Annotated in this window: 14 protein-coding genes and 2 pseudogenes; 7 read left to right on the top strand and 9 right to left on the bottom strand. The window is 64.2% G+C overall.

Annotated elements, in window-relative coordinates; all coding sequences use genetic code 11:
- Positions 1–94 precede the first annotated feature (94 nt).
- Positions 95–523 carry a hypothetical protein gene (locus ACLQI9_RS06690; protein ID WP_442391340.1) on the bottom strand — a complete coding sequence of 143 codons (429 nt, stop codon included), beginning with the start codon at positions 521–523 and terminating at the stop codon, positions 95–97.
- Positions 524–859: 336 nt separating this feature from the next.
- Between ACLQI9_RS06690 and ACLQI9_RS06685 the strand changes: the two genes are divergently transcribed.
- Positions 860–1297 carry a hypothetical protein gene (locus tag ACLQI9_RS06685; protein WP_442391338.1) on the top strand — a complete coding sequence of 146 codons (438 nt, stop codon included), beginning with the start codon at positions 860–862 and terminating at the stop codon, positions 1295–1297.
- 368 nt (positions 1298–1665) lie between these two features.
- Here the strand turns inward: ACLQI9_RS06685 and ACLQI9_RS06680 are convergent, their stop codons facing one another.
- From ACLQI9_RS06680 to ACLQI9_RS06655, 6 genes are all read right to left on the bottom strand, one after another.
- Positions 1666–1896: a hypothetical protein gene (locus ACLQI9_RS06680; protein ID WP_442391336.1), complete on the bottom strand. Its 231-nt coding sequence runs from the start codon at positions 1894–1896 to the stop codon at positions 1666–1668.
- On the bottom strand, positions 1893–2183 hold the full coding sequence (locus tag ACLQI9_RS06675; protein ID WP_442391334.1) for a hypothetical protein: 291 nt from the start codon (positions 2181–2183) through the stop codon (positions 1893–1895). Before ACLQI9_RS06675 ends, ACLQI9_RS06680 begins: the two co-directional genes overlap by 4 nt.
- Positions 2184–2541: 358 nt before the next feature.
- Positions 2542–2739 (bottom strand): hypothetical protein, encoded by a 198-nt coding sequence (locus tag ACLQI9_RS06670; RefSeq protein WP_442391342.1) that lies wholly within the window; start codon positions 2737–2739, stop codon positions 2542–2544.
- Between the two features lie 350 nt (positions 2740–3089).
- Positions 3090–3386: a hypothetical protein gene (locus ACLQI9_RS06665; protein WP_442379352.1), complete on the bottom strand. Its 297-nt coding sequence runs from the start codon at positions 3384–3386 to the stop codon at positions 3090–3092.
- Between the two features lie 230 nt (positions 3387–3616).
- Entirely contained in the window at positions 3617–3841 is a 225-nt protein-coding gene (locus ACLQI9_RS06660) for a hypothetical protein (RefSeq protein ID WP_442379354.1), read from the bottom strand.
- A gap of 268 nt (positions 3842–4109) precedes the next feature.
- Positions 4110–4745 carry a cutinase family protein gene (locus ACLQI9_RS06655; protein ID WP_442379356.1) on the bottom strand — a complete coding sequence of 212 codons (636 nt, stop codon included), beginning with the start codon at positions 4743–4745 and terminating at the stop codon, positions 4110–4112.
- Positions 4746–4908: 163 nt separating this feature from the next.
- Between ACLQI9_RS06655 and ACLQI9_RS06650 the strand changes: the two genes are divergently transcribed.
- On the top strand, positions 4909–6192 hold the full coding sequence (locus ACLQI9_RS06650; protein WP_442391332.1) for a serine hydrolase domain-containing protein: 1284 nt from the start codon (positions 4909–4911) through the stop codon (positions 6190–6192).
- Positions 6193–6208: 16 nt separating this feature from the next.
- On the opposite strand, the gene ACLQI9_RS06645 is transcribed toward ACLQI9_RS06650, so the two are convergent.
- Positions 6209–7057, bottom strand: coding sequence for a phytanoyl-CoA dioxygenase family protein (locus ACLQI9_RS06645; RefSeq protein ID WP_442379360.1), 849 nt, complete (start codon positions 7055–7057; stop codon positions 6209–6211).
- Positions 7058–7374: 317 nt separating this feature from the next.
- On the opposite strand from ACLQI9_RS06645, the gene ACLQI9_RS06640 reads away from it, so the two are divergent.
- The 5 genes and pseudogenes from ACLQI9_RS06640 to ACLQI9_RS06620 all read left to right on the top strand — a co-directional run bounded on the left by ACLQI9_RS06640 (position 7375) and on the right by ACLQI9_RS06620 (position 10794).
- Entirely contained in the window at positions 7375–7707 is a 333-nt protein-coding gene (locus ACLQI9_RS06640) for a hypothetical protein (RefSeq protein WP_442391330.1), read from the top strand.
- 69 nt (positions 7708–7776) lie between these two features.
- Positions 7777–8827 (top strand): annotated as a pseudogene (locus ACLQI9_RS06635) (ABC transporter permease).
- A gap of 3 nt (positions 8828–8830) precedes the next feature.
- The gene (locus ACLQI9_RS06630; protein ID WP_442379364.1) at positions 8831–9823 is read left to right on the top strand and encodes an ABC transporter ATP-binding protein; all 993 of its coding nucleotides are present in this window, start codon (positions 8831–8833) and stop codon (positions 9821–9823) included.
- Between the two features lie 39 nt (positions 9824–9862).
- A complete protein-coding gene (locus ACLQI9_RS06625) occupies positions 9863–10249 on the top strand; it encodes a PPOX class F420-dependent oxidoreductase (RefSeq protein WP_442391328.1) in 387 nt (128 codons plus the stop codon).
- Between the two features lie 50 nt (positions 10250–10299).
- Positions 10300–10794, top strand: a complete 495-nt coding sequence (locus ACLQI9_RS06620) for a DUF5078 domain-containing protein (RefSeq protein WP_442379367.1) — start codon at positions 10300–10302, stop codon at positions 10792–10794.
- Between the two features lie 19 nt (positions 10795–10813).
- Here ACLQI9_RS06620 and ACLQI9_RS06615 read toward each other — a convergent pair.
- Positions 10814–11089 (bottom strand): annotated as a pseudogene (locus tag ACLQI9_RS06615) (TetR/AcrR family transcriptional regulator); the annotation flags it as partial.
- Between the last annotated feature and the right edge of the window lie 22 nt (positions 11090–11111).

Raw genomic sequence — 11111 nt, 5'->3', positions numbered from 1 at the left:
CCAAACCTGCCCGGCTAGCTATCGCCGTTCTTCACGACCCATGTGGATGCATCCGGCAAGCGGCCGATGCGCTACCCACGCTTTATTGAGCACATCAACGTAGTGAGGTCGGGGGCTGTCCGACCTTGACGAACTCACGTCCCTCAGCGCCCTCGCCGGACCGAACCACCAGTTTGTCCTCGATAACGGCCAACGTCATATTCAAGAGTGCGCCTTGCAGGCTCCCAGATGTATCGACGAGATCCAAAGTCAGCGCGTTGCTGTCATCCACGATGGACCACATGCCTCTGCTTTGCAGCCGATTTACGATCGGGTCCGGCGGGAAATCTGAAATATCGCCCGGCGAAGTCATGACCGGACCATGCGGAGGCGAACCCGACCGATCGAATGATTCGTATTCGTAAGACCAATCCGCATTCAGAGTCAAAATTTCTACCCGCGTGTTGCCGGGAACAGCAGTGAGTGATTCATACCGACCGACGACTTCGGCCGCAGTATCGGTCCCCTGTGGTTCAGATATCATCCACGACTCCTTTTGGCAGGCTAGAGGCGGGCGGGAGGGTCGCCCAATCCTGATTGGGGATACCCCCGGGACACTATCACCCGGGGTGCTCCCAACTATGGGTTCAAGGCCTGTTGCATTCAGCCCGGAATGGCGCATCGTTTAGTTGGTGGCGTGCGCGCCAGTCGGGCGCGTCGAGGTCGCGGTCTGGGATGCCTCCGTGCCGCCTGGCCCGATGCGTGGTCCGCAACGTCAAAGAGCCACGGTGACAGGGTCGAGCACAGATCCATATCCGTACGATTGCAGGATCGGCGGGGTAGCCTGGCCACATATCACTCAAGCACCGGGGAGGAAGTCGTGGCAAAGAAGCAATGGGTTGTCGATCCGCAGCGGTTTGTCGAGACCACTAAGGTAGGTTTGACAGCACTCCCGGCAGAGGACGTCGCTCTGATTCAAACGCTCATCGGCGACCATCTCCAATCGAGTCCCACCCCGGCGTCCAGGGAGCTGATTCCGCATATAGCCGAACACTTCACGTACATATATCCGGCGTTGATGGCCGACCCACGCGCCGCCGACTGCCTGCACCGGCTCAACGCGGCGTTCGGCGTCGTCGACCCACCACCGGAAACCGACCAGTCCTCCGGACCGCGTCCGGAGTTTCCCTGGGCGGGTGCCGTGGTGCTCGGCGCGGGGGCAGCGGCGATCCTCGGCTACTATGGCCTGGAAGCGCTTGCTTCGTACTGCGGCGACGTACATCCTCTGCCGGGAGAATCCGCCTCAGTAAAGTGCTGATTCGGCAAACCCGCTGAGGGTCCGCAGCGAGACGACGCAGAGTATTTGCTCGCGAGTTCGGGACACGCACCTTGCAGGGCCTGCCTGAGGTAGTGGCGGTGCGGGGCGTAGGGCTTGGGCAGGCGACCGGTCAGTTCGTGCGGTGCGCGCTGGCGCCAATCGGTGGGCCAGTAGGTGGCGGTGGTGTTGATCCCGTCACGCCAGCACAAGACCAGGCGCTCCTCGCCGGTGCTGGCGATCACCACGGCGGCGTCGAGCCGAGGCTGCCGACGTCGTCGAGGCGGCGGCACCGGGCATCGGCGGGCACAGGACGTCGGACAGTGAGCCCGGGATCATGCTGCGGGCCTGCGGCGCTCTGAGTCCATCGGTCAATCATCCTGGCTCGTGGCGTCGCGCAGGGCGCTGGTGCGGTCTCTGATCTCGACGGCCAGGGCGCGGTCCTGCCACGGGTCCATCAGGCCGACCGGAGCACTCAGCGCGACGATGGCGGCGTCGGCGACAGCGTCGGCCTCCTCGGCATAGACATCGAGGCCGCGCTCGGCAAACCAGTCGGCGGCTGCGCGGAGGTAGCCGACGATGACGTCGTCGGGGGTGCTCATGACCGGGCCTGCTTCAGCTGGTGGACGGACTCGATCTCGGCGACGGCCATCCTCAGCAGTTCCACGGCTGCCTCCGGTTCAACCGCGCAGAGGTGGCGCAGTGCGGTGACTCCGTAGGCCATGGCACCGTGGTCGGGGGCATCGGGGCAGCCGATGTCGTAGTGCTGGCCAGCTGCTTCGCCCTGGCGCCAGATCCACAGGGCGAACCTCTCCGGCGTCGACTCTCCGGGGTCGAGGCCACGGGCCTTGATCTGGTGGTAGCTGCTGCTGGAGCTGCGACGGCGCATCATCCGGACCCGCGACCGACGCCAGCACACCTGGGACGACTTGGACGACGGCCTTGAGCCGCAAGGCTATTGGTCCCATGAGGGTTAGCCGCGCCAGCACCTAATGGGTCCCCTGCCCGACCCCTGATGCGGTTTGCCGCGCCGTTCGCCCTCGACACAGGAGTGGGTGAACTCCACCCCCTGCCCGCCGTACTCTGCACACAGACTCGCTCAACTGCGGCGAAAACTCGCCCGACAACATGCTGCATGGCTGATGCTCGCACGCTGCAAATAAGCAGCTGAGCATGATCGTTAACACGTTGGCACCCCGAAAATGCCGGGCGAGCCCAAACGGGTCCAACCCTCGCGTAATACTGATCTAACCAGGAAAAACAAGCCGAAGTGACGTCGCGCGCCTTTGAAGAAAATCGTGCTCGCCCACCCCGTTGGGAAGGGTGTAGGCAAGCTGCCGTAACTCGACGGCGTAGTCGCGCAAATCCTGGCGGAGCTGCGCCTCAACGGTGGGCATGAAGTCTGCAAGTTTTGCGGGAGTGATTTTGGATGTGTGGTCGAGCATTGCTGCACCCTCGGGACCTGGCACCCGGGTGCGATGAGGGTGGTTCAGGTGGGCCGTCACGGCAGCCCTTCCTGTGATGGTGGGGGCGCCCGCCAAATCTGCTCCTGGGCCTCCCATCTGGCGAGATCGAGACCGACGCTCACAAGTGCGGCGGTCACAATGAGGCCGCTGATCACTGACAGCACGACAGGCATGGCTCACATCATCCACGCGGATATCATCCCCGCAGAATCCGACAATGCGCGTCGAGTTCGTCGGCAGCAGCCAGTAAATACCCCGCGACCTCCCGCGCATCGAGCGCGGTCAACGAAATGTTCCGATTGATCCAAATACGCCGGCAGACCCGGCCATCAGCTCCCTGTTTCTTTCTCATCGATGACATCCACGATCGCGCCCCACGGAGACCTGACGAACCATTCACCAAGGTGGTCCTGGGCAGCGTCGGGGTCTGCTTCGATGGGCTCGTCGAGCGTGACGTGGTAAACAGAGAAATCAGGGTGTCTTGCGGCGATCCCGCGCGCTACGTCAAGCCGGGTTGTCGCGTACGTGTATTCCTTGCCATCGAGCGGGTCCAGCGTACGGGTAGCGGCGTCTCCGGGATTAAGGCCCTGCGCATCAGCCCGGTAGTAGGCCGTGTCATTGCTCATCTGGTCAGCCTCTCCGTCCGTCTACTTACACCCAGCCCGGCGGCACAATCTGTCAGTCTAGGGCGATCCAGTTCCCAATGGTGGCGATGGGAGTTTCCTTCTAGGGATTGACGAGCCACCTCCGGGAGCCGGGGCCGTCCGCCGAATTTCAGAGCGAAGCGTTTTAAGACAGAAGCCAGGCTCGCCACCCAGGCGGGGGATGACGGAGGAGCGCCGAATCAGGTGCTTCGTCAATGCCCGAACCCAGACTGCCAGCCATGCGCTATCTGCTCGGCCTCCTCGAGTGTTGCCGCCAGGCGCGGCTTGTTGACTTTGGCGGAGAAAAGAGCGCCCCCATCGGATAGTCCGACAGCCCACTGCCCATCGGACTGCTTAGAGATGATGTAGCGGCGCTTACCGCTCCGCGCTACGTACGTGCCCTCACTCTCCTCGATCCACTCCAACTGCTCGCTCATGGTGCTCATTAAACCCCGGCGACCGTCATAGTTGCCGAGCGCTCCTCCAGCAGCTCGTCTAAGTGCGCGGTGCTCGGCGTGCAGCCGTTCAACGCGCGAGCTACGCGCCACGCCTAGGTCCAGTTAGTGATTACCTAGGCAGCTGGTGACACCGGGAATGACCAGCGGCCCGCTTAGACGCCGTCGGGGTCGCTCGGGTGCCAAGTCCCGGTGCCGGGGTCGTACCGGAATCCGCAAGCCGCCGGGAAACGGATCGGAAGAAGGAGCGCTAGAGTCGGCCCGCGACGAATGTGGCGGCCTGGTTGGTCGCATCGGGAACATACGACAGGTGTGCGAGCATGTTCCCGCCTTCGGCGCAGAACATGTCGTCGGGAACGCATATCGCATCCGTCTTCGCCTGATAGGCCGGGCTGATCGGCGGGAACTGGTCGGCCCCCAACTGCCGCGCGTAGGTACTTGACGGATTGCCGAAGAGGGCGACCGCAGCGACATGACCACCGACGCGGGGAGGCAACTCATTGGTTGTCAGATCCATGACAGCCGCGCCTTGGGAATATCCACCAAGCACCATCTTGGTGTTCGGGCAGCTTGCGACCATGTTCTGGATGTGAGCACCCGCATCACCGGCGCCGGCCTTCGCGCTGTTGACGTAATCGTCGGTCGCCGGGTAGTTGACCGGGTAGACATCCACGGACCGCCCGGGCACCTGCGCAGTGAGCGAGTCGACGAACGCCTGGCCGGCCCCGCCTACGCCAGGGGGCTCGCCGGTGCCGCGAGCGAACACGACCTGGGCGTCCGGACACGGATCGGCATGGGCAACCCGAAGGCCCACGGGCGCGGTTGACAAGGCCCATGCCAGCACCAGCGCAGTGCCAACGATGCGAGCAATGCTGCGTCGACTCATCTTTAAATGCTGCCATCCCGCCGGAGGTGGGGGAGCCGGCGGTCCCCCCGCTACTCGTGAAAGCGGATTTTGATACGCCGGACTCTCCATGAGTAATAGCATCACGCCATGATCGGATCGCGGCGCGGCGATGCGGGTCAACCTCGAGTTGCGCGATAGCACAGTGGTTCAACCGTCTCTGCTTCAAGGCGACAGCGGCCTGCCACGCGGCGTTAACGGCGCGGCCGATCCGCGGTTCGCCAACGTCATCAGGTTGTTCGCCCGGCTGTTTCCCGGGCGCCGGTTCGGTGGCGGGACCCTGTCCGTTTACATCGAGGGCCGCCCGGTCGTCGACGTCTGGATGGGGTGGTCAGATCGGGCAGGCGAGGTGCCGTGGACGGCCGATACCGGCGCGATGGTGTTCTCCGCGACGAAGGGCGTCGCATCGACGGTGATTCACCGGCTCGTCGACCGGGAGTTGTTGTGCTACGACACACCTGTTGCCGAGTATTGGCCGGAGTTCGGGGCCAACGGCAAAGCCGACATCACGGTCCGCGACGTCTTGCGGCATCGATCCGGGCTGTCGCACCTGAAGGGCGTCAGCAAGACGGAACTGATGGATCACCACCTCATGGAGGAGCGGCTGGCCGCGGCACCGTTTGACCACCTGCGGGGCGCCCCGGCGTATCACGCGCTGACCTACGGGTGGCTGCTGTCCGGTCTGGCCCGATCGGTGACCGGTGTGGGCATGCGCGAGCTGGTTCGCAGCGAGCTGGCGCAGCCGCTGAACACGGACGGTCTCCATCTCGGCCGACCTCCGGCCGGCGCGCCGACCAAGGTCGCGCAGATTCTGGCCCCGCAGAGCAGTCGGCCCAATCCGGTGTTCAACTTCGTCGCGCCACGGGTGGCCGGTCTGCCGTTCTCCGGGGCCCTAGGCGCAATGTATTTCCCGGGTATCAAATCGTTTGTGCAGGGCGATATCCCGTTCCTTGACGGTGAGGTTCCCGCGGCCAATGGTGTTGTCACTGGCCGCGGCCTGGCGAAGATGTACGCCGCATTGGCCAACGGCGGTCGCATCGACGGAACACAGTTCCTGTCGTCGGAGTTGGTCGATGGCCTGGCCGGCAAGCCCCGGGTGCTCCCGGATCTGAACATGATGGTGCCGATGCCGTTTCACCTCGGTTATCACGAATCGCCGGTACCCGGCCTGCTCAAAGGGTTCGGCCATATCGGTCTGGGCGGAACCCTCGGATGGGCTGACCCTCAGACCGCCAGCGCATTTGGCTATGTCCACAACCGGCTGCTGACACCGATGGTGTTCGACATGGCGTCGTTCGCGGGCTTGGCTCGTCCGCTGCGCAGTGCCATCGATGCGGCCCGGCACGCCGGTCCCCTCGAGGTGCCGCAGTTCGGCGCAACCTACGGCGAACCCCGACAGCGAAAGCGGGCGGTATCGGGAAGGCGCTAAGGCTGTTCCAGCAGCCTTATTCCAGCAGCCTCAGTGGATGCAAGCCGTCGACCGCACCGACGAACGGCGGGTGGATGCTGTAGCCGAGTATGCGGCGAATGTCGTCGGAGACCGTTCGTGCGATGTCACGCGACACCGACAGGGTGAAGGCTTCCATCGGTCGCAGCCACGGTTGGCAGTACTGGGCGGTGACGGCAAGACGGTCACGGGTGGTGGTGTTGGCTCCTCCGCCGTGCCACAGGGTGCCCACGAAGAAGACGCACGAGCCCGCGGGCATCACCACAGGCAGCGCGGGATCGTCCGGGCCGGGCCGCCGCCTGCCCCAGCGGTGGCTGCCGGGCAGGAGCACCGTGGCGCCATTGTCGGGGGTGAAGTCGTCGATCGCCCAGATCGTCGCGGCCGCCAACGGCGCCCGCGGACGGGGAATCGGGTAGAACCCGTCGTCGTGGTGAGCCAACTGCGCGGACTCTCCGGGCTGAATGTTGATGGCCTGCAACGCCGAAAGCAGGTAGTTGGGCAGCAGCAACCGATCCAGCACCGCCAGCACCCGTGGATGATCGACAAGCCGGTCGCACACCCGCGTCCTGCTCAGCACGCTGTAGATGCGCTGGGTGCGATGGCCCTCGAAAGAATTGCGGCCTGTGTGTCCCAGCCAGGGACGCACGACGTCACGGATCTGCCGGCAGTCTTCGGTGCTGAGCAGGTTCTCCCAAATGACGTAGCCGTCGCGGTCGAGGGCCGCCATGTCAGCCTTAACCATCGCGGGCTCGACCGAGGCCCCGCTGCTGGGTGTCCACTTGTGTCGAAGCGCCAGATCGCCTCTGAGGTCTTCCAGAGTTGTGACGGACTCGTCGTCAGCGTTCATCTGAAACGTTCATCTGCACTCGTCCTTACCCCTATGACCACACCCTAACTCCGCCAACAACCCCGCCGTCAGCTGTCTGGCGCCCTATTCTGACAACACGGGGGCCGATTGGCGGAGATCGGATGACGGCCATAGCGGCGTGCCGCTCGTGCGGCGTCGAACTTTTCGGCAATGCACGGTTCTGTCACGGATGTGGCTCAGCGGTAGCCGGGACCGACACCCATGCCGAGTACAAGCCGGTGGCGGTGTTGTTCGCCGATGTCTACCTGGCGCGTGAGAGGGCTCGGTGTGGAGATTGCGACGATGCCATCCCAGTCATGCGCGCCGCTTTCGATCATTTGTCGCGTGAGCGGCGCCTGTCGGGGTGGAGCACTCTCGTCAACGGCGTTCTGGTCGAGACACTCGTGGATCGCGCGGGCGAAGGTGATCTCGCCGAGGCTGAGGCCGCGATCGAACGGTTAGCGGGCGCGCCGGTCGATGATGATGACGGTCTGGCCATGCGCGACATCTGGCTGCTGCGGTCACGCGCCCTGCTGGCCCGGGCGCGCGGCGAAGGTGTGAATTATCTGGAATTCGTGAATCGCTACCGCGACATGGCGGCATCGCTTGGCTTCGAGGGGCACATCGCCTGGGCCGAAGCAATGCCATGACACCCGGCGGGACTGCAAACATGGCCAAACCAGGCCCGAAAATGCCTGGTCATCGGTAACGTCGCGAGCATGCTGTCTGCGGCCCTCCGTGACATGCAATGGCGAAGGCGGCGCCTCGTCATCGCGATTCTTAGCACCGCGTTGGTCTTCGCGATGACGCTCGTTCTGACCGGGCTTGCCAACGGCTTTCGGGTAGAGGCGCAGCGAACCGTCGACTCCATGGGCGTTGACTCGTTCGTGGTCAAGTCCGGCGCCGCCGGACCGTTCTTGGGGTCAACACCATTCGCGCAAGTCGACCTGGCCCGGGTGGCCGCTGAACCCGGTATCGTCGCCGCGGCCCCGCTGGCCACCGCTGCGTCGACGATCAGGGAAGGCACGTCAACGCGAAACGCCACGGCGTTCGGGGCGCCCGAGCACGGACCCGGCATGTCGGGCGTCTCGGAGGGTCGGGCACCGTCGACGCCAGCCGAGGTCGCGGTGTCGAGCACGCTGGACCGAACATATCGGCGAAGATCTACCGGTCGGTGCGCGCACATTGCGAATCGTTGGCATTGTGCCCAATTCCACCGCATTGGCGAAGATGCCCAACATCTTCCTGACGACCGAGGGACTGCAACAGCTGGCGTACACCGGGCAGCCAATGGTCACCTCGATCGGGGTCCTCGGCATTCCACGACAGCTCCCGGACGGCTACCAGACCCTCGATCGAGCGGCCGGTGTCAATGACCTGTTGCGCCCGTTGAAGGTCGCGGTCGTTTCGATCACGATCGTGGCTGGCTTGCTGTGGATCGTGGCGGTGTTGATCGTCGGATCTTTGGTGTACCTTTCGGCGCTCGAACGCCTGCGCGACTTCGCGGTGTTCAAGGCGATCGGCGTGCCCACCCGGTCGATTCTGGCGGGGCTCGCGCTGCAGGCGGTCGTCGTCGCGCTACTTGCGGCGGCGCTGGGCGTCGCCCTGTCGCAGCTGCTGGCACCGTTGTTCCCGATGACCGTGGTCGTGCCGATACGTGCGTACCTCGCGCTGCCGGTGATCGCGATAGTGATCGGCCTGCTTGCCAGCGTTGCCGGGCTGAGGCGCGCGGTGGCGGTCGATCCCGCGCTCGCGTTCGGAGGTCCCTGAACGGTGGGCGACCTCAGTATCCAGGACCTCGTCGTCGAATACTCCAGCGGTGGCTACGCGCTCCGGCCGATCAACGGCCTGAGCCTCGACGTGCCGGCCGGGTCGCTGTTGATCCTGCTGGGGCCCAGCGGCTGCGGGAAGACGACCTTGCTGTCCTGCCTCGGCGGCATTTTGCGCCCCAAATCTGGAGCAATCAAGTTCGACGACGTCGACGTCACAGCGCTCGAGGGCGGGGCGCTGGCAAAGTACCGGCGCGACAAGGTCGGCATCGTCTTCCAGGCGTTCAACCTTGTGCCCAGCCTCACCGCCATCGAGAACGTGATGATCCCGATACGCGCGGCTGGGATGTCACGCGCGTGGGCGCGTCGTCGTGCCGAGGAACTCCTGACCCGTGTCAATCTTTCGGACCGCATGAAACATCGACCCGGCGACCTGAGCGGCGGGCAGCAGCAACGCGTCGCAGTGGCTCGTGCGATCGCGCTGGATCCGCCCTTGATCCTCGCCGACGAACCGACTGCGCACCTCGACTTCATCCAGGTGGAGGAGGTGCTGCGGCTGATCCGCTCGCTCGCGGAAGGCGAACGTGTGGTGGTGGTAGCCACCCACGACAGCCGGATTTTGCCGATGGCCGATCGCGTCGTCGAGCTGGCACCGGCGCTCGTGTCGGCGAACCCGCCACCCGAAACTGTCCCCGTGCACGCCGGCGAGGTGCTGTTCGAGCAGTGCACGATGGGCGATCTGATCTATGTCGTGTCCGAAGGTGAGTTCGACATTGTGCGCGAATTAGCCGATGGCGGAGAGGAATTGGTGAAGGTAGCCGGACCCGGCGACTACTTCGGCGAAATCGGCGTGCTGTTTCACATGCCGCGGTCGGCGACCGTGCGGGCCCGAACCGACGCGACGGCCATTGGCTACACCGCACAGACGTTCCGCGAGCGACTAGGTGTGACGGGTATAGGCGACCTGATCGAACGTCGCGAGCTTGCCAACGACTGATCTGAGCACGGCAAGCAGTGGGCAGATATAAAGAAGATCGTGGCTCTTAGTTTTCAGGACGTCATCAAGTCCAAGTACCTGCTGTTGACGACGTTCACCAAGGACGGCCGTCCCAAACCGACACCGATCTGGGGCGTGCCCGACGGCGGCAAGCTGCTCGTCATCACCGGCGACGGGTCGTGGAAGACAAAGCGGATCAACAACACGCCCAGGGTGACGATCGCCAAGAGCGCTGCATTGGGCAAGCCAAAGAGCGAAGAGGTCGAGGCGGTCGCCCGAGTCCTGCCGAAGTCGGAGACGCGACGGGTCTACAACGCCGTGCTCAAGCGGTACTGGTATCACGCCTGGTGGTTCTATGCGCACTCGATCGTGCGGGGCGGAATCGACAAGGTGCACGTCGGGCTTGAGGTCAAACCTGCCGAATAGATACTTTGGTGACCTAGGCATGGCCTTTATTGAAGCGTTATAGTAGCCGCATGCGTCTTTCTCGTCTGGGCACTGCCGTCCGCGTCGGCGTCGCGGTGCTCGCCCTCGGTGCCGCCGCAACCGCCTTCCCCCGAGTCGCGGTGGCCGATCCTGGGTTCCAACCGTGCAACGGCTGCTCATCCAACGATTCCACCGAGGACTTTCCGATCCCGCGGAGAATGATCGCGACCACCTGCACCGCCGAGCAGATCTTGGCCGCCGCAAGGGATTTCGAGCCGGCATATTACCAGCGGTACATGACCGACTACGACAACCACCCGAACGTTCAGCAGGCCACCCAAGACAAGGCGCACTGGTTCTACTCGTTGTCGTCGGCCGATCGCAGGGCTTATTCCGCAAACTTTTACGCACCTCAGATCGATCCGCTGAATTTGGCCTGGCCCAACCACATGAAGATCTTCTTCAACAACAAGGGCGTCGTCGCCAAGGAGACCGAGAACTGCCAGAACTACCCAGCCGGCGACATGTCGGTGTGGAACTGGTAGGTCGCAATCCCGAGGCGAATCAACCGGGATTCGACTCCGCGGGCTCGGCCATCGAGCCAACACAGGTCGCCGCGATCAAGCGCGTCAGCGCGGATGTGAAGTCAATGTTCCAGTCGGGCGGCAGGTCTGTCGCCTTCGCCTCCGCGTAGGCGTCGGCGAGCTTTTTCGGCGGGTTGGCGACCTGCCACAACGGCGCCGCTAGCGAGTACGCGGCAAGAATGACGTCGTATGCGCCCGGGCGTCCCAGCCCCGGCAACGCCTGCTCGATCGCATCGGCGAGCGACGTCGAGGAGGCCAGGAGAGTGCTCGGCGACGGC

The organism is Mycobacterium sp. (assembly GCF_052143115.1).
Lineage (GTDB): Bacteria > Actinomycetota > Actinomycetes > Mycobacteriales > Mycobacteriaceae > Mycobacterium.
The sequence above is the reverse complement of the archived record's forward strand: the minus strand, read 5'-3'. Positions and strand labels throughout refer to the sequence as shown.